Source organism: Gloeobacter kilaueensis JS1, assembly GCF_000484535.1.
Classification (GTDB): Bacteria; Cyanobacteriota; Cyanobacteriia; order Gloeobacterales; family Gloeobacteraceae; genus Gloeobacter; species Gloeobacter kilaueensis.
The window spans coordinates 4,336,096-4,353,299 of record NC_022600.1 but is presented as its reverse complement, the minus strand read 5'-3'; the positions used below and the strand labels follow the sequence as shown (position 1 = coordinate 4,353,299).

The window sequence follows — 17,204 nt, the reverse complement described above, 5'->3', positions numbered from 1 at the left end:
TCAGGAGGCAAACTGCGACTCTTGAGCGCCGATGTCCTCGAATTTATAGCCGACGCCGCGCACAGTCTTGACGAACAGGGGCTCATCGGCGGCGTCGTTGCCGAGTTTTTTGCGAATCTGGCCAATATGCACATCGACCACCCGCTCGTCGCCGACATAGCTGTAGCCCCAGACTTCGCGGATAAGATCGCCCCGCCGCCAGACCCGGCCCGGATCGCGCGCCAGCAGATAGAGCAGATCGAATTCGAGGGCGGTCAGATCGACAGGATCGCGGCCAATGTGAACTTCTCGGCGCACCGGATCGAGCTGGATGTGGGGGTAGCGCAGCACGACACCGCCCGTACCGCCGACGGTGCGCTGGCGCTTGAGAATAGCTGAGACCCGAAACGCCAGTTCTTTGACACTGAACGGTTTGGTCAGGTAATCGTCCGCACCCTGGGTAAAACCCTGGATCTTGTCAGATTCTTCGTCGCAGGCCGTTAGCATCAGGATATAGACGTTCGATTGGCTGCGCAGCCGCCGACACAGTTCGTAGCCTTTGATGTCGGGCAGCATCACATCGAGCACCACCAATTCAGGCACAAACGATTCAAACAGGCGCAGAGCCTTCTCGCCGTTCTCGGCGGTCTCGACTCGGTGACCCTCCTGCTCCAGCGTCCGCCTCACCAGCGTCCGGATGCTCAGTTCGTCATCGACAACAAGAATTTTCGCAGCATTCATCTTTCAACCCCATCCAGCCTCGGTGCAGAGTGATTCTATAGTATGCTATGGCCCAGTTTGCGATTGTTCAGGCGAATCTCGATGTCTCGCTGACTACCAGAGCGGATCGCTATAGATATGTACGGTTATGTCCTGTTCGCAGCGCAGGGCGGTGATACAGGAGCAGACCGGCCCCTGGCCAGCGATCTCGACTTCGCAGGCGTGGCAGGAGCCCATCAAGCAGCCGGTCGGAATCTTGATCCCGGCGCGGGTAGCACAGTCGAGCAGCAGTTCGCCGCTACGGGCAGTGACCGTTACATCGTCGGGCAAAAAGCGGACCTCGATTGTGGATTCTTCGCCCATAGCCCACTCTCTGGATAGACTCATTATCCTCCCGGCAAGACAATCTGCAGGACGTCGAAGAAGCGCCGGACGTTGTTATGGATGACTGCCAGCAGCAACAGGCGATTGGTGCGCAACTTTTCGTCGGGAACCATGACCAGAACATCGTCAAAAAACTGACTGACTACCGGAGTGAGGCGGGTGAGGGCGGCCAGGATCGCGGTGTAGTCCTCTTGTTTTTCTGCCACCTCACATAGCCGGGCGAATTCCTCAGTTGTACACTGCAGCGCCTGTTCAGCTGGGTGAGCGACGAGGGTCAGATCGAAGCGATCGAGGCTGAGGTCGCTGAACTTGAATTTGTCTGCCAGGCGGGCGACGCGCACCGCCGTCTCGTAGATCTGGGCGAGCTTGCCGTCCTCGCGGGCAGCAAGTAGGGCATCGAGGCGCAGGCGCAGGGCACGCAGGTTGACGAGAGCCCGCCGGGTATAAGCCGGATCGTTGTTGCCCAAAACGGCGAGGACCAGATCGTAATCGAGGCCGCCCTGATCGACGAGCAGGCCGTGCAGGCGCTGGGCAAACCAGTCGGTCAACTGATCGAGCACCAGAGCAGGCGGTTGCTGTAACAGGTGCTTGCCCTCAAAAAGGGCAATTGTCACTTCCAGCGCCTGGACCAGATCCAGCTCAAAGCCCGTGTCCCAGCCGACGCGCACGACCGTGAGCGCCGCCCGCCTGAGGGCAAAGGGGTCCGAAGAACCGGTAGGAAGCAGGCCCAGGCCAAAGATGCCCACCAGCAACTCGAAGCGGTCCGCCAACCCCACTACCCTGCCGGTGAGGGTTTTGGGCAGCTCGTCGTCGATGTTGCGCGGCTGGTAGTGCTCGGCAATTCCTGCGCTCACGAGCGGATCCTCGCCGTCGAGGCGGGCGTAGTCGCGACCGATGAGCCCCTGCAGTTCTGGAAATTCGTAGACCATCTGGGTTGCCAGATCCGCCTTGCACAGGTGGGCGGTGCGGGCTACCAATGCACTCTGCTCGCCATCGAGCCCGAGATGGCCACACAGCCAGTCGGCGATTGTCTCGACGCGGCGGACGCGGTCTCCCACCGAGCCGAGGTTTTCTTGAAAAGTTACCGCCTCCAGCTTGCCCAAAAATGCTTCGAGCGGTCGCTTGCGATCCTCCTCAAAGAAGAAGCGACCGTCGGCGAGGCGGGCGCGAATCACCCGGCCATTGCCCTTGCTGATCAGTTCTGCGTAGCGCGGATCGCCGTTGCTGATCGTGATAAAGCGCGGCAAAAGGGCTTCAGGATCTTGCGGCTTGTGCAGTGGAAAGTAGCGCTGATGGGCGATCATCTCGGTCTTGATCACCGCCACCGGCAGGTTCAAAAATTCCTCCTCGAAGGCACCCACCACCGCCGTCGGCCACTCCACCAGATGAACCACTTCCGCTAGCAAGTCCTCCGGTACCTCCACTACTGCCCCTAGTTCGCGGGCTTTTCTATCGAGCTGCTTGACGATTTCTGAGCGGCGCTCCACCGGATCGGCCAGGACATAGGCAGCCTCCAGTACCGCTGGATAATCGGTGGCCGCCTCAATCTCGACCCTGCCCGCCGGGTGGAGCACCCGATGCCCGTAGCTGGTGCGTCCCGCTGGCACCCCTTCGATCTGGGCCGGTAGCACTTCTTCGTCTAACAAAGCCACCAGCCAGCGGATTGGCCGCGAGAAGCGCAGATCCCCATCGCTCCAGCGCATCAGCCGTGGTCCTTCGATGCTGCCGATCCAGCCGGGAATCTGCTCGGCGAGCACTGCTGCCGTCGGCCTTCCCGCTACCTTGCGCACGGCGAAGACGACATCGCCCTTTTCGGTAGGACGCACCTGCAGCGCTTCTATCGCCACCCCGGCCTTGCGGGCAAAACCCTCGCCCTGGGGTGTCGGCTGCCCGTCTGCACCAAAGGCGACCCGCGCAGGCGGCCCTTTTAATTCTTCTTCGCGGTCGGGCTGGAACGCGGGCAAACCGTCCACCCGCACCGCCAGTCGCCGGGGCGTGCCATAAGTACTGAGGTGTTCTGCTGTCAGTCCGGCTTCTGCGAGTGCCCTGTCCACCAGGCTCCTCAGTTGAGTGAGAGCTGAGGGAACGAAACTGGCGGGCAACTCTTCGGTGCCGATTTCGAGCAAAAACGTAGCCATGAAAGTCTCTTAAAAGCTTTCCCAGTCTACCGCAGGGGCAAGTCCAGCCCTGGAAGACTGGACGGCGAAGGATGGCCTCTATTCAAGCTACGATCCTGGCTACCGCAAGCAAGGTAAGGAATTCGTGTCATCCCCGCCTCCTAAGTTGCGCCGCAGACAGCGCTCGAAGTCACGGCTTCCCTGGGGATGGCTCATCGCTTTACTGGCCCTGGGCCTGGCTGTGGCGGGCGGCTATCTCTGGCTTGCCCCTTCCCCAATTCGGTCACTGGCCTGGAACCCGCCGCCCAGACCGGCAAACGTCGGTCCCCTCGCTCAAAATGGCCGCCTGATGGGCGCGGACCTCATCGGCAACTTCCCGGCTCCAGCCGCGCTCGCCGTCGATGCCCAGGGACAACTCTACAGCGGCACCGCAGACGGGCAGATCTACCGGATCGTCGTCGAAGCAAACGATCACAAACGCATCGAACCTTTTGCCCGAACTGGAGGGCAGCCCCTGGGCCTCGCTTTCGATAGACAGGGAAGATTGATCGTCGCCGATGCGCGCCGGGGATTGCTGGCTATCGATCCTTCCAGCAACGTACAGATCCTCACCGACCGCGCCGGGAATCGCTCCCTCAATCGGGTCAGCAGCCTCGCGATTGCCCGCGATGGCCGCATCTATTTTTGCGAGCAGAGCGACCATCCCCCCAGCTTCGATCCGTATCTGGAACTTTTAGAAGCCCGGCCCTCCGGGCGCTTACTTGTCTACGATCCGAGGACAAACACCGTGCGGGTCTTGCTCGAACATCTTGCCTTTCCTGCTGGGACTGTTCTTAGCCTGGACGAACGTGCAGTGCTGATAAGCGAGGCGACGCACTACCAGATCATCCGCTACTGGCTTGCCGGTCCAAAAGCAGGAACGAGCGACGCTTTCATCCAGAACCTGCCGGGCTTTCCCGCAGGGCTCTCTCGCGACCGCACCGGTTACTGGCTGGCGATTAGCGAACCGCGCAACGCCAACATCGACAACCTCGCTCCCCAGCCTGCCCTCAAAAATCTCCTGGCCAAACTGCCCGCGAGTTGGGTGCGCGGCAACGAAAAAGGCTACGGCCTCGTACTGCGCCTCGACGCCCAGGGCCAGATCCGCGAGAGCCTGCAAGATCCGACTGGCCGCCTCAACCATTTGAGCACCGTCCTACCGGCTCCGCCCTTTCTCTATCTGGGTACGACCGCCGAAAATGGCATCGCCCGTGTGCGTCTTTCAAGTCATTCCGGAACATAGCCCTTCATCTACTTACTTCCAGGGCAGCCAGCGTTGTACCAGCCAAGAAAATTGCTAACTTCAGCAAAATATTGGATATTTCCATTAGCGCTTAAAAAGTTTTTAACATCCTGAGAGCCAAAGTCTTTCGTATTTCCACTTACAAAAGCTTTTGCTCCAGAGCCATTTCGGATGGCGTGGGCAGTAATAGTATGCAAAATAAGATTGTCCGTCGGATCTTTTATAATTGGCTCTTGCATACTCAGGGACTTCAAGCTTTGAATGAGAGGCAAGGACTCTAGATGAATAATCTCGACAGAGTAAGCAATACTTTCAAGTGCATCAAATAGACGAAGTTGAGTGTCGTTCAGGAGTTTCTCAGTAAACTGTCTTGCCTGCTGTAATTGAGCAAGTAGAGCCTCCGCATTACTAAGTAGACGGAGTCAATTAAACAGATAACGTTCACACTGCAACCCCTTGCCCAGATATCGCTCATCTATGGCCTCAATCACTGCTTCCGCAAGTTCATACTCCATCTCGAAGCTACGACACTTCATATGGTGAGCTTTTACCTGGTGCCATTCCTCCTCTATGCGATTCATCTCTGGGCAACATACTGGCAGAAAGAACACGTACAACCCTTGCCTCTCCCATACTGGCCATCGCTCTTTCACCCGCCAATGTTTATGCACTGAATAATTATCTTGCACTATCACTGTTATTTGACCAGTCTCTGCCAGTCTTTCGGCGGCTCTTTTCGCTTCCCAATCCATTAACTCGATATACACATCGTTTTTTATGCTTCCCAAACTCACACCATAGTTGAAGGCTTCTCCCGGAGCATATATCCCAAGCACACTGATGCGTTTGCCTCGACGATTTGGCTGCTCGATCCGTTTTTGCTTACCGACTTCTGCCCAGGTATAGCCAATCACACTTGGTAGGCTAAAACCCGACTCGTCAAGATATTTGATATGCACCAAACCTTCTTGCTCAGCCAGTTTTAGAGTTTCCAGGTCGTTCGATTTGCTCTGCTTATGCTCTGGGTTTTGGCGTTTGACAATGCTGTGCCTTATTCTTTGCCAACTGAATCTTTTTTTTTGAGAACCTGCCTGAGATAGTCTGGATGCACTTGCACCCCCCGCTGCTGAAGCAGAGTAGCCAAGTGTCTCGCATTGTAGGCTTTTGGGTGTTGCTGCATCTGTTGTCTGAGAAACTCAAAGTCTTCCGCTGCGAGTTTCGGTCTGGCACCACGACCCTTAGCCTCGAACAATCCCTGCAGGCCGTGGTCCCACCAACGGCGGAAGGTAGTGCGCACTGTAGATGGGGCACAACCGAGGTAGGCAGCAATTTGAGGTGCAGTCATGCCATGCATACTCAGCCGTACGGTTTGAGCACGTTGGCGTACACGCTGAGGAACGGTGAGGTCGTCGCTGAGTTTTTGGAGGTCGTCTTCTTCCTGGGGTGTCAGGTAGATGCGATGATAGGGCATGGTTAGTTGGCAGAGGCAGCACTTGTATCATATGCTGTATTTCAACCTCCGCCTACTTAGATGAGAGGTCTCGACTTAGCTGAGCTATTTGATTATCTAGAGTGCCTCTGAACTTGTTTGACCTCTTTTTCTCGTCTTCAAACGCCGACAAGCTCTCCATGCAGCATACAGATGGAATTGCGACTTTCAAATCGGTTGGTATTTCCCCGAGAAGTTCCTTAGAAGCACTATCCCTTCCAGTCGCTATCGACATTAAAAAATTTGTCTCGATATAAAGTGTACATCTCATTTGTCTTCTATTGACTTCGCCCAAGAGTTTTCAAGCAAGGGAAGCAACCCAATTTTGGACAGCTCCTCTTCTTTGGGCGGTTGTTGATGTTTCCAGTGAAATGAAAAGTCTCTCAACCAGCTTTCAGCTAGGGCTGTAAGGTAATATTCAAATATTCTCTTACTTCCGAAATCCGAATCATAGTAACTAAAAATTTCATCGGAATTTAGTTCCAGGATCGGCTCTGAAAGGTTGTCTGTCTGCCATTTCATAACTTGAACAACCTTGGTATCTATAAGCATTGCAAACGGCGCTGCTGCCCTGTTTGTGTACCGAGCGCTTCTAATGTAATGCTCGATTCCTCGCTTGAGTGCAAGAATATCCTGAGGAATTTTCAAGCGCACTTCAACTACAAGAACTTCGTTTTCTTCGGGATCGTAGACAATAATGTCCGGTTGCCTTTGGGCAATTACATCACTTTTTTCCATCTTAAATACCACGACATTCACCTCTGTTATAGCCTCCAATCACTCTCCAAGTACCCAGGTATCTTTGGAACCGCCACCCTGGCTGGAATTGACGACGAGGGAGCCGGGACGGAGGGCGACGCGGGTGAGGCCGCCGGGCAGTACCCAGACGTCCTCGCCGCTATTGAGAATGTAGGGCCGCAAATCGATGTGGCAGCCGTAGAGGCCGTGGGTTTCTTCTGAATAGGTGGGGTGGCGGGAGAACTTGACTACCGGCTGGGCCAGGTAATTGCGCGGGTTGGCGCGCACGCGGTCGCGGAATTCTGCCACTTCGGCCTGGGTGGCCTTTGGACCGATGAGCATTCCGTAGCCGCCGGAGTTGTCGGCCTCCTTGACCACCAGTTCCTCTATGTGTTCGAGGATGAAGGCGCACTCGGAGGGCTCCTCGGCCAGATAGGTATCGACGTTTTTGAGGATGGCGTCTTCGCCCAGGTAGTAGCGGATGATCTCGGGCACGAACTTGTAAATCACCTTATCGTCGGCGACGCCGGTGCCGACGGTATTGGCAAGTACGACGTTACCGGCCCGGTAGGCGCGCATCAGGCCCGGTACGCCCAGAACCGAATCTTTGCGAAAGACCTCCGGATCGAGAAAGTCGTCGTCGATGCGGCGGTAGAGCACATCGATCGGTTGCAATCCTTCGATGGTTTTGGCAAAGACGCGGTCGTTTTCGACCACCAGATCCCGGCCCTCCACCAGTTCTACCCCCATCTGCAGGGCGAGAAAGGCGTGCTCGAAGTAGGCCGAGTTGTAGACGCCGGGGGTGAGCACGGCCACGGTCGGGTCCGGGCGGGGAGAGACGCCCCGCAGGGTCTGCAGCAGGCGCAGCGGATAGTCGAGCACTGGCTGGACCGGGTGGTTGGCGAAGATGAGCGGAAAGACCTGCTTCATGATCCGGCGATTTTCGAGCACGTAGGAGACGCCGGAGGGTACACGCAGGTTGTCTTCGAGCACGCGGTACTCGCCGTTGCGGTCGCGGATCAAGTCGGTGCCACAAATTTGAACGTAGGCGTCCCTGGGCACCTTCATGCCCATAAACTGGGGCCGAAACTGGCTGGCGCTCTCGACGAGGTGCCGGGGCACCACCTTGTCGCGGAGGATCTTCTGATCGTTGTAGAGGTCTTTTAAAAACAGGTTGAGGGCGTAGAGCCGCTGCTTGAGACCGCGCTCCAGCACCTGCCATTCGCTATTTGGAATAATGCGCGGGATGAGATCGAAGGGAAAAATTTTCTCGGTGCCTTCGTCGGAGCCGTAGACAGCGAAGGTGATGCCGCGATTGAGAAAGGCGATGCGCGCCAGGCGGGCACGATTTTCTAACTCCTCCGCTCCAAAGCGCTCCAGCGATTCGGCCAGCACCCGGTAGTGCTCGCGCGGTCGGCCCGGTTCGCCAAACATCTCGTCGTAGTAGTCGCCGGGAGCGTAGCGCTCCAGCATTGTTCCCGATTCGAGCATGAACTACCTTGGAAGCGTAGGGTTTGCGAGTCTATTAAAAACCCTCGCTTCTTTCAGGGCAAACAGCAACAAGGCCATGTCCACCGAATCGCAACCGGCAACCCCACCCGAACAACCCGCTCCCGGCTACGTCAAGCTGGCGATGCGCAACATGGTGCGCAAGCGGGGCACCTCCCTCAAGCACTTTGCCCTCACCTTCGCCCTGGTGATCGCGCTTTTTGTTCTCTTGAGCGTCCTCTTTCGCGGCTGAGCACCACCCCGTTCGTAGAGCCAGGGCCGACAGTTGCCGGGAGGGTTTCGAGAAGCATGAGATTTCTCTCATGTGTTCGCGCAGCTACAATCCTGGGACCGCTCCCTCTCCTACACTCAACGCCGGTATTCCTGGGGAGATGCGGTGTATGCGGTGGCTGTGGTTGACGATGGTTGGGGTGGCTCTGGCGGCACTGCCGGCGCAGGCCCAGGTCCAGCCGGGGCTGGTGGAGGACTTTCAGACCTGGACGCGCTTTGGGTTGCGGGGGCGCTTCGCAGGAACGCCCCACCGCTGGGGAGTGGAGGTGGAAAACCGCCTGCGCAACGGTTCGCGGGAGGAGCGGCAGTTCCTGGTGCGTCCCTTCGTCACCCTGGGGGTAAGCGACCGCTTCTCGGTGAACCTGGGGTGGGCTCACTTCTTCACCTGGCCCACCCAGGGCAACGACATCCAGGTGGAGACCCGGTTATTTCAGGATTACATCTATACTTTCCCGGTGGAGCGGCTCAGTATCGGCCAGCGGATCCGGGTGGAGGAGCGCTGGTTCGAAGGGGCGTCGGACGTCTCGCTCAGGGTGCGCTACCGCCTGCAGTTTCAGCATCCCCTCGACGCCGAGCGGCGGTGGCTGGCGAACCTCAGCGACGAGTTGTTCTGGAACCTCAATACCCCCCGCAATGCGCCGGTGGGCGGCTACGAGCAGAACCGGGTCATCGCCTCGATCATCCACAAGCTCACCCCCGAACTCAGCGTCGAAATCGGCTACCAGGGCAACTTCAACAACCGCCCTGCTCCCAGGGCGGACCAGTTCGACCACGACTTGTTGCTGTACTTCACCTACGACCTGGCAGGCCGCTGACGGGCGGGTGGCTCCTTCGGCCCGCCGCTCACGGAACCTGCTGCCGTCGCAGCTGGCCGCAGGCAGCCGACTCCTCCAGCCCTCGGGTGCGGCGCACGCTGGCGACAAGTTTGTGGCGGGCGAGTTCCTGGGCAAAGCGCTGCACCCGCTCATTGTCGGGACGCGCAAATTCACCGCCTTCGATCGGGTTGTAGGGGATGAGATTGACGTGGGCCTGAAAGCCGCGCAACAGACCGGCCAGTTGCCGGGCGTGCTTCAGCTCGTCGTTGACACCAGAAAGCAGCGTGTACTCAAAGCTCAATCGTCTGCCGGTACTCTGGACGTAGTTGCGGCAGTCGGCAATCAACTGGTCGAGCGGATAGCGCCGGGCGGTGGGGATGAGCTGGGCGCGCAGCTCTTGATTGGGGGCGTGCAGGCTGACTGCCAGGGTGGCTTGAAGCTTATAAGTCGCCAGTTCAGCGATCCTGCCCGGCACGCCGACCGTCGAGATCGTCATCTGGCGCTGGCCGATGCCGATGTCGCGGTTGAGTACCGTGAGTGAGCGCACGACTGCATCCAGATTCAAAAGGGGTTCTCCCATGCCCATAAAGACGACGTGGCTCACCCGTTGCTCGAAGCGCTCCTGGACGGTGAGCACCTGATCGACGATCTCGTGAACGCCCAGGTCGCGGGCGAAGCCAGATTTGCCCGTGGCACAGAAGCAGCAGGCCATCGGGCAGCCTACCTGGGAGGAGACGCAGACGGTGAGCCGCCCCGGCCCCGGAATGCCGACGGTCTCGATCGCCTCGTTGTCGGCGGCAACCAGTAAAAACTTGATCGTGCCGTCGGGGGCGATGCTCTCGCGCAAAAGGTGCGAGCGGCCCACCGGCACGTCCTGGAGCTTTTCGCGCCACGGCTTTGGCCAGTCGGTTACCTCCATGAGCGAGCGCAGGCCGCGCTGATAGAGCCAGCGGTGCAGTTGCTGGGCCCGGTAGGCGGGCTGGCCCTCGGATTCGACCCAGAGCCTGAGAGCTTCGGCGTCCTGGCCGAGCAAGGGAGTGACCATATAGATAAAAAAACTTTGTCAGCTCGATCATAGAAGATCGCTACGGACGGCGTCTGCCACCGGTGCGGCGCTGTTGCCGGTTGGTGCGCGTTGTTGCCTGGGCACGGCGCTTGAAGGGCGAATCGACCCGCCCGCCGCCTCGAATCGTCTGCAGATTCTGGTAGCTGATCAAAGCTGAGGCCCAGTAGGTGAGGCTCCAGAGAACGAGAATCAGCCCCAGCCAGTGCCCCAGACCCTCCCGGTAGGCAAAGAAAAAAGTCACACCCACAAGCACGAAGGCACTGCCCGAGGCCAATCCATCTTTGACCAGGGCCAGCCAGTTCTCGCCCGAGGCGAGGTCTTTGACGGTGAGCTTGAAGTAGAAGTACAGCCCAGCCGCTGGAACGAGCACCAGAAAAGGCCACCAGGGGGCGCTCACGTCAATTGTCTCCACCGCGCCGGACGGTACGCTGTTTCATCCTCGCCTTCTTTGCCCCAATGCTGGCCGCATCGTACCACAGCGGATCAGGACAGCCGGGGTAGGCAGCCGTCAGCCCTTCCGTTAACATTAATTTAAGGATGGGTGAGGAAACGAGTTTAAGGAGAATTGTAGTGATAACGCTTGTCAGCGCAGACAGTGGCCGGCAGGACGCGGACTTCAGCGATCGAGATTGGGAGTGCTTTGTCTACTGGTTGGCCGGTATCTCCCCCGTCGATCTATTTGCCTTCAAATTGCACCAGTTGGAGCGCCGCCTTGCGATCCGGCGCGAGGTGGCAGGTTTTGAGCGCTGGAGCGATTATCGGCAGTTTTTACAAAAGCATCCCCAGAACCTGGAGCGCTTGTTGCAGAGCCTGACCATTTCTGTCAGCAGCTTCTTTCGCGATCCGGTCTGCTGGCAGGCTCTTGAAACCGATCTCAAGACAGGTAGCGCTCCCCTGCGGGCGTGGTCGGTGGGCTGCGCCGGTGGTCAGGAACTGTATTCCCTTGCCATTTGCCTCGATCGGATTGGGCGTCTGGAGGGCAGTCATCTGCTGGGAAGCGATTGCAGCAAGGAGGCAATCGACCAGGCCCAGAAAGCAGAATATCTAATCAGCCGCAACGAACCGCTCTCGTCGTCTTTGCTGCCCTACATGCGCTGGCTCGATCAGGGCCGCTTTTGCCTCGATGAACGCCTCAGACAGACAGCCACCTTTCGCTGCGAGGATCTGTTTCGGCGCACCATTCACGGGCGCTGGGATCTGATTTTGTGCCGCAACCTGCTTATCTATCTCAACGGCACCGCCCAGGTCCGTCTGCTCCGCCGCCTCAGCCAATCGCTGCCAATTGGGGGCATACTATTTATAGGGCGTTCTGAATGGATTGCTCGTCCCCAGAGCCTGGGGTTGCACCCTGTTTCTCGTTGCATCTACCGGAAGGTAGAAATTTAGTGAGAGACGTTATCCCGCGAGTTCTCTAAGTGTTGTCTCGAAGCAAAACGGGCAAGCAGACCTCGATCGTCAGGCGGTTGCTGATTACCCTCGGCATTCTGCTCGGTATCGTTTTGATCGTCTCCGGGATTGGCCAGTTGTTGATTGTTTCTCAAATCGGCGATCTCAAGCAGTCCTACCGCCAGAGCCGAGAGCTGAGTATTCAGCTTGGTTCGATTCTCGAGGGCATGACCAACCAGGAGACAGGAATACGCGGTTATGTGATTGCCCGCGATGAAGTTTTTCTCAGACCCTTTTACGAAGGGCGGGCTGAGTACCTGCATTCTCTCGAATCGACGCGGCAACTGATTGTGCCGCTTACGACCCGCTTCGACGACGAGGCGATGCGCAAGCAGCTGCTCATGCGCCTCGATGCGGTCGAGCAGGCGGCGGAGGACTGGTACGATTATGTCCGCTCCAATATTCTGGAGCCGGTCCGTCAGGGCCAGGCAGAATCGGCGCTCGACGCGGTGCGCAATCGCCAGGGCAAGCTGCGGTTTGACCGCGTGCGCTCAGCCGTCGCAAGCCTCCAGCAGCAAAACACTATTCTTTTTCAGCGCATCGAGGCGCAGATTGGCGAGCGGCAGGGGCGCATCGAACTGTTGAGCTTCGGGCTTCTGGCAATTGCCGGTGTGGTGGGCGGGACGGTTGCCTGGCGGCTTACCCGCGAGCTGCGCGAACCGCTGGCGGCGCTGGAGCAGACGGCCCTGGCTCTGGGCGAGGGCAACTTTGCTGCTCGCGTCCCGGCGGAGGCGCTGCAAGGCAAAGACGAACTGGCTGTGCTGGCGGGCACCTTCAACCAGATGGCCGAACGGCTGGGTAGACAAAATCTGGCGCTGCGCGAGCGCGACATCCTCGATGGCCTCAGACAGCTCGACTTGATCCTGGTCGAAGAGATCGAACTGGGGCGATTGGGTGAGCGGTTGCTCGCCGGTCTGGGCGAGCTGACCGACTCGCAATTGGGCGCGCTCTACCTTGTCGAGGACGGGCAACTGGTGCTGCAGGTGGGGCGTGGCCTCGACAGTCCCGCTTTGCGCCTGCAGCCGGGCGAGGGAATGATTGGCCTTGCCGCTTCCAGGCGCGAGCCGGTGTTCGTCGAGCGGCCTGGCAGCGAGGAACCACTGGCACTCAATACACCGGCGGGTGCTCTGCCCCTGCGCAGCCTGTCAGCGTGGCCGCTCATCAGCAACCAGCAGCTGGTGGGTGTGCTTTTTCTTGCCGGCCTCGATCCCCTCACACCCCAGGCGCGCAATTTGCTGGGGAGCGTTGCGGGCCGCCTGGCGATTGCCCTGCTCAACAGCCGCAGCGTGCGGGCGATCGAGGAGACCCGTGCCCGGCTGGCAGCGACCTTTGAGCAGATGTCCGACGGTGTTGCGATCACCGATTCAACCGGCGACCCGCTTGTGATCAACCCGGCTGGTCGCCGCATTCTGGGCCTCAAGCCCGACGAGCCGATCGATAGTGGCTGGCAAAAGCGCATCGAGTTGCTGAGCGCCGGGGGCGAGAAACTCACAGCCGAGGAGTTGCCTGTCCAGCGGGCGGTCCGCTTCGGTTCGACGATCCGCTCCGATCTGATGCTGCGGGTGGCGGGGATGACGCCGCTTCTGGTGTCGGTGAGCGCCTCGCCACTCAAAGACGAGCGGGGTGTGGTTTACGGTGTCGTCACGGTCTTTCGCGATGTCACCGTCGAGCGCGAGCGCGAAGCCCGCCTTGCCGAGCAGGCGCGGGAGCTGGAAGAGCTCAATTCGACGCTCAAGATTACCAACGAAGAGCTGGAGATGCAGCGCAACGAACTGGAGGCGGTCAACGAAGAAATCGAGCAGCAGCGCCTGCAGATCGAAGAACAAAATCGCGAGTTGCTCGAAGCCGACCGTCAAAAGAACGCTTTTCTCGCCTCGATGAGCCACGAGTTGCGCACGCCCCTTAACGCCATCCTCGGCTTCTCGCAACTTTTGATGCGCAACAGCCTGCTCAAAGACCAGCCGCAACTGATGCTGCAGCTGGAGCGCATCTATCAAAATGGCCGGATTCAACTGCGGCTGGTCAACGACATTCTGGATCTGGCCAAGATCAAGGCGGGCAAGATCGAACTGCAGTACCAGCCGGTTGCTCTCGAAGCTTTTATTCGCGAAATCTACGCCTCCCTCGAAAGCCTGGCGGTACAAAAGAACCTCAAAGTAGCGATCGCCGTCTCCCCCAGCCTGCAGGCGGTGCGCACCGATCCCCAGCAACTGCGCACGATCGTCACCAACCTGCTCAGCAACGCCTTCAAGTACACCGAGCGGGGCGAGGTCAGTGTCCGGGTCCGCGAACTGCCGGACCGCCACTTCGAGATCGTCGTGCGCGACACCGGTATCGGCATCGCCGCTGAGCAGCAGGGCAAGGTCTTCGACGAATTCAGCCGCCTCGAAGGGGCGGCGGTGCGCCAGGCGGGCACCGGACTGGGACTTGCCATCTGCAAGCGCCTAGTCAACTTGATGGGCGGTCAGATCGAACTGGCAAGCGTTGTCGGCGAAGGCAGCACTTTCACCGTCCGCCTGCCGGATGGACCGCCCCCAGCGGCATCGCGCCCGCCCAGAACCAGCCCGCCCAAGGTGCTGATCATCGAGGACGACCTGCAGGTGCAGCAACTGATTGCCACCCGCCTCGCCGAGCGGCCCTATCGGCTGTTGTTTGCTCCCGACAGCATCGAAGGGATTCAGATCGCCCGCATCGAGCAACCCGACGCGATCGTCCTCGATCCGGCTCTACCGAGTATGGATCTGTGGAAGGTGCTCTTCGAGCTGCGCACCGACCCGGCGACGATGAGCACGCCAATCTTGCTGCAGAGCGTCGTGGGCGAGCAGGGCCTGGCGATTCCGCTGGGACTTGCGGACTTTCTCACCCGGCCCGTCGGCCAGGAGAGCCTGCTGGCGGTTCTTAGAAGCCGCCGCGTGCAGCCGGAGGGCGAAGCGATCCTGGTGGTCGATGACATCGCCGACAACCGCGAGTACCTGGCCGCCTGCTTGCGCGACGAGGGCTACCGGGTAGTACTCGCCGCCTCCGGTCCCGAAGCCCTCGACTACCTCGAAAATCACGTTCCCCAGCTGGTCATCCTCGATCTGATGATGCCCCAGATGGATGGCTTCGAGGTGCTCAGCCGCCTCAGAAGCCTGCCGGGGGGCAAGCACCTGCCGGTGATCATCCTGAGTGCGATGGACCTCACCGACGAGCAGCGCCGGACCCTGCTTGCCCAGCAGACCGAGCAGATTCTCAAAAAAGGGGCCCAGAGCATCGACGAATTGCTGGCGTTGCTCGACGAGACTTTAAAGCGACGCCTCGACGCGATGGCAGCCTCCGAGTAAGAACCCGGCTGGCGAGTCGCGGGCCGACGCGCTTAGAATAGGAGTAAGCTTATGAAACAAAAGATAAACCGCCCAGGTATACAGATCATTTTTTGGAAAATCTTACGAACACACCCGCTAAGGAGGACGATTGACTGACACATATCGTGTCGCTGTTCTCGGGGCTACCGGGGCAGTCGGCACCGAGATGGTTCATCTGCTGGAGCAACGCCGCTTTCCCCTCGCCAGTCTCAAACTGCTTGCCTCCGAGCGCTCCGTCGGCAGGCAGATTGCGTTCGCAGGCGAAGCGGTGCCGGTGGAGCCGCTGACGCCAGGGGCGATCAAAGACATTGACATCGTGCTTGGGGCAACCGAAGCGGACCTTTCGCGCCAGTATGCCCGGACGATCGTCGAGGCGGGGGCGGTCTTCATCGACAATTCCAGCGCCTTTCGCCTCGACCCGGATGTGCCCCTGGTCGTTCCTGAGGTCAATCTGGCCGACCTCAAGCACCACGCCGGGATCGTCGCCAATCCCAACTGCTCGACGATCTTGCTGGTGGTGGCCCTCTGGCCCCTGCACCGCCGCCATGCGATCCGGCGGGTGGTCGTCTCGACCTACCAGGCGGCCTCCGGAGCGGGGGCGGCGGGCATGAGCGAACTGTTGCGCCAGTCGCGCCAGATTCTCGCGGACGAAGAGTTCACCTGCGAAGTCTTTCCCCATCCGATCGCCTTCAATCTTTTCCCCCACGACTCGGCGATCGGCGCGGACCACTACTGCGCCGAAGAGCGCAAGCTCATCTACGAGACGCGGCGCATCTTCCACGACGATACTTTGCGCATTGCCGTCACCTGCGTGCGGGTACCGGTGCTGCGCGCCCACTCCGAGGCGGTCAACATCGAATTTGCTGAACCTTTTGCGCTCGAGGAGGCGCTTGCGGCTTTAAGCGCAGCGCCCGGCGTCCACCTGGTCGAAGACTGGCAGCGCAACCACTTCCCGATGCCCATCGAGGCGAGCGGCAAAGACCCGGTGCTGGTGGGCCGCATCCGCCAGGATCTCTCCTGCGACCACGCCCTCGATCTCTGGTTGAGCGGCGATCAGCTGCGCAAGGGAGCGGCCCTCAACGCCGTACAGATCGCCGAAGCGCTCGCAGGAGGTGGGCTGTGAGCTTTGGCAGGGTTCTGACGGCGATGATCACCCCCTTCGACGGCGAAGGCAACGTCAACTACGCCCTCACCGAAAAACTGGCCGATTATCTGGTCACCCACGGCAGCGATACCCTCGTCGTCTGCGGCACCACCGGCGAGTCGCCGACTTTAAGCTGGCAAGAAGAGTACGAACTCTTTAAAGTCGTCCAGCAGGCGGTGGCGGGCCGGGGCAAGGTCGTCGCCGGCACCGGCTCCAACTCGACCCACGAGGCGATCGACGCGACGCGCAAGGCGGCGAGCCTCGGCCTCGACGGCTCACTGCAGGTCTGCCCCTACTACAACAAGCCCAATCAAGAAGGGCTTTACGCCCACTTCAGGGCCATCGCCGCCGCGACCGAATTGCCGGTCATCCTCTACAACATTCCTGGCCGCACCGGCGTCAACCTCGCCCCCGAGACCGTCGCCCGCCTGGCCGCCGTCGATAATATCGTCGCCATCAAAGAGGCGAGCGGTTCGCTCGATCAGGTGAGCGAGGTCCGCCTGCGCACCCCGCTCGACTTTGTCATCTACAGCGGCGACGACTCGCTGACGCTGCCGATGCTCGCCGTCGGTGCCACCGGCGTGGTCAGCATCGCCTCCCACATCGCCGGTGAAGCCATCCAACGGATGATCCGCGCCTTTGAAGAGGGCCGCACCGCCGAAGCGGTCCGCACGCACCTGCAGCTTTTTCCTCTGTTTCGCGGTCTTTTTTGGGACACCAATCCGATCCCGGTCAAACTCGCCCTTTCTTTGCGCGGCTGGGATGTCTCGGCTCTACGTCTGCCTTTGACCACCGGCAGCGACTCGCTGCGCGAACGACTAGAAACTCTGTTGCGCCAGTTGCAACTGCTCGATTAGGCACAACGGTCTTCGCAAATCTCTACACAACTCTACAGGATGCC

At 59.6% G+C, this 17,204-nt stretch carries 17 protein-coding genes; 7 read left to right on the top strand and 10 right to left on the bottom strand.

All coding sequences use genetic code 11. The features are described 5' to 3' along the window. From GKIL_RS20195 to glyS, 3 genes are all read right to left on the bottom strand, one after another. Positions 1-720, bottom strand: coding sequence for a response regulator transcription factor (locus tag GKIL_RS20195; protein ID WP_023175729.1), 720 nt, complete (start codon positions 718-720; stop codon positions 1-3). Positions 721-813: 93 nt separating this feature from the next. Further along, positions 814-1,062: a 2Fe-2S iron-sulfur cluster-binding protein gene (locus GKIL_RS20190; protein WP_023175728.1), complete on the bottom strand. Its 249-nt coding sequence runs from the start codon at positions 1,060-1,062 to the stop codon at positions 814-816. Between the two features lie 23 nt (positions 1,063-1,085). Next, a complete protein-coding gene (glyS, locus tag GKIL_RS20185) occupies positions 1,086-3,221 on the bottom strand; it encodes a glycine--tRNA ligase subunit beta (protein ID WP_023175726.1) in 2,136 nt (711 codons plus the stop codon). A gap of 124 nt (positions 3,222-3,345) precedes the next feature. On the opposite strand from glyS, the gene GKIL_RS20180 reads away from it, so the two are divergent. After that, positions 3,346-4,482 (top strand): SMP-30/gluconolactonase/LRE family protein, encoded by a 1,137-nt coding sequence (locus tag GKIL_RS20180; RefSeq protein WP_023175725.1) that lies wholly within the window; start codon positions 3,346-3,348, stop codon positions 4,480-4,482. Positions 4,483-4,490: 8 nt separating this feature from the next. On the opposite strand, the gene GKIL_RS25030 is transcribed toward GKIL_RS20180, so the two are convergent. The 5 genes from GKIL_RS25030 to GKIL_RS20160 all read right to left on the bottom strand — a co-directional run bounded on the left by GKIL_RS25030 (position 4,491) and on the right by GKIL_RS20160 (position 8,200). Then, positions 4,491-4,721, bottom strand: a complete 231-nt coding sequence (locus GKIL_RS25030) for a hypothetical protein (RefSeq protein ID WP_144080435.1) — start codon at positions 4,719-4,721, stop codon at positions 4,491-4,493. Positions 4,722-4,904: 183 nt separating this feature from the next. Beyond that, on the bottom strand, positions 4,905-5,525 hold the full coding sequence (locus GKIL_RS20175; protein WP_245595941.1) for a transposase: 621 nt from the start codon (positions 5,523-5,525) through the stop codon (positions 4,905-4,907). An 8-nt stretch (positions 5,526-5,533) separates the two neighbouring features. Next, entirely contained in the window at positions 5,534-5,953 is a 420-nt protein-coding gene (locus tag GKIL_RS23925; RefSeq protein ID WP_071824817.1) for a helix-turn-helix domain-containing protein, read from the bottom strand. 285 nt (positions 5,954-6,238) lie between these two features. Further along, positions 6,239-6,709: a hypothetical protein gene (locus GKIL_RS20165; RefSeq protein ID WP_041245093.1), complete on the bottom strand. Its 471-nt coding sequence runs from the start codon at positions 6,707-6,709 to the stop codon at positions 6,239-6,241. A 39-nt stretch (positions 6,710-6,748) separates the two neighbouring features. Beyond that, positions 6,749-8,200: a circularly permuted type 2 ATP-grasp protein gene (locus GKIL_RS20160; protein ID WP_023175719.1), complete on the bottom strand. Its 1,452-nt coding sequence runs from the start codon at positions 8,198-8,200 to the stop codon at positions 6,749-6,751. A gap of 76 nt (positions 8,201-8,276) precedes the next feature. Here GKIL_RS20160 and GKIL_RS20155 point away from each other — a divergent pair, with 76 nt between their 5' ends. After that, the gene (locus GKIL_RS20155) at positions 8,277-8,450 is read left to right on the top strand and encodes a DUF3285 domain-containing protein (protein WP_023175718.1); all 174 of its coding nucleotides are present in this window, start codon (positions 8,277-8,279) and stop codon (positions 8,448-8,450) included. A gap of 148 nt (positions 8,451-8,598) precedes the next feature. After that, positions 8,599-9,303 carry a DUF2490 domain-containing protein gene (locus GKIL_RS20150; protein ID WP_023175717.1) on the top strand — a complete coding sequence of 235 codons (705 nt, stop codon included), beginning with the start codon at positions 8,599-8,601 and terminating at the stop codon, positions 9,301-9,303. Between the two features lie 28 nt (positions 9,304-9,331). Here the strand turns inward: GKIL_RS20150 and rlmN are convergent, their stop codons facing one another. Both rlmN and GKIL_RS20140 read right to left on the bottom strand, forming a co-directional pair. Beyond that, positions 9,332-10,348, bottom strand: a complete 1,017-nt coding sequence (gene rlmN, locus GKIL_RS20145) for a dual-specificity RNA methyltransferase RlmN (RefSeq protein WP_023175716.1) — start codon at positions 10,346-10,348, stop codon at positions 9,332-9,334. A 40-nt stretch (positions 10,349-10,388) separates the two neighbouring features. Then, on the bottom strand, positions 10,389-10,766 hold the full coding sequence (locus tag GKIL_RS20140) for a hypothetical protein (protein WP_023175715.1): 378 nt from the start codon (positions 10,764-10,766) through the stop codon (positions 10,389-10,391). A 173-nt stretch (positions 10,767-10,939) separates the two neighbouring features. Between GKIL_RS20140 and GKIL_RS20135 the strand changes: the two genes are divergently transcribed. From GKIL_RS20135 to dapA, 4 genes are all read left to right on the top strand, one after another. Further along, positions 10,940-11,755, top strand: coding sequence for a CheR family methyltransferase (locus GKIL_RS20135; protein ID WP_023175714.1), 816 nt, complete (start codon positions 10,940-10,942; stop codon positions 11,753-11,755). A 32-nt stretch (positions 11,756-11,787) separates the two neighbouring features. Next, positions 11,788-15,138, top strand: coding sequence for a response regulator (locus GKIL_RS23060; RefSeq protein WP_187293849.1), 3,351 nt, complete (start codon positions 11,788-11,790; stop codon positions 15,136-15,138). Positions 15,139-15,268: 130 nt separating this feature from the next. Continuing rightward, positions 15,269-16,282 carry an aspartate-semialdehyde dehydrogenase gene (locus GKIL_RS20125; protein WP_023175712.1) on the top strand — a complete coding sequence of 338 codons (1,014 nt, stop codon included), beginning with the start codon at positions 15,269-15,271 and terminating at the stop codon, positions 16,280-16,282. A 23-nt stretch (positions 16,283-16,305) separates the two neighbouring features. Then, a complete protein-coding gene (dapA, locus tag GKIL_RS20120; RefSeq protein WP_051382970.1) occupies positions 16,306-17,160 on the top strand; it encodes a 4-hydroxy-tetrahydrodipicolinate synthase in 855 nt (284 codons plus the stop codon). The last annotated feature ends 44 nt before the right edge of the window (positions 17,161-17,204 follow it).

Excerpts from the sequence above, each read along its gene's own strand:
- GKIL_RS20160 (WP_023175719.1), bottom strand. The coding sequence starts at position 8,200 with ATGCTCGAATCGGGAACAATGCTGGAGCGCTACGCTCCCGGCGACTAC.
- dapA (WP_051382970.1), top strand. The coding sequence starts at position 16,306 with ATGATCACCCCCTTCGACGGCGAAGGCAACGTCAACTACGCCCTCACC.
- GKIL_RS20165 (WP_041245093.1), bottom strand. The coding sequence starts at position 6,709 with ATGGAAAAAAGTGATGTAATTGCCCAAAGGCAACCGGACATTATTGTC.
- GKIL_RS25030 (WP_144080435.1), bottom strand. The coding sequence starts at position 4,721 with ATGCAAGAGCCAATTATAAAAGATCCGACGGACAATCTTATTTTGCAT.
- GKIL_RS20190 (WP_023175728.1), bottom strand. The coding sequence starts at position 1,062 with ATGGGCGAAGAATCCACAATCGAGGTCCGCTTTTTGCCCGACGATGTA.
- GKIL_RS20195 (WP_023175729.1), bottom strand. The coding sequence starts at position 720 with ATGAATGCTGCGAAAATTCTTGTTGTCGATGACGAACTGAGCATCCGG.
- rlmN (WP_023175716.1), bottom strand. The coding sequence starts at position 10,348 with ATGGTCACTCCCTTGCTCGGCCAGGACGCCGAAGCTCTCAGGCTCTGG.
- glyS (WP_023175726.1), bottom strand. The coding sequence starts at position 3,221 with ATGGCTACGTTTTTGCTCGAAATCGGCACCGAAGAGTTGCCCGCCAGT.
- GKIL_RS23925 (WP_071824817.1), bottom strand. The coding sequence starts at position 5,953 with ATGCCCTATCATCGCATCTACCTGACACCCCAGGAAGAAGACGACCTC.
- GKIL_RS20155 (WP_023175718.1), top strand. The coding sequence starts at position 8,277 with ATGTCCACCGAATCGCAACCGGCAACCCCACCCGAACAACCCGCTCCC.
- GKIL_RS20150 (WP_023175717.1), top strand. The coding sequence starts at position 8,599 with ATGCGGTGGCTGTGGTTGACGATGGTTGGGGTGGCTCTGGCGGCACTG.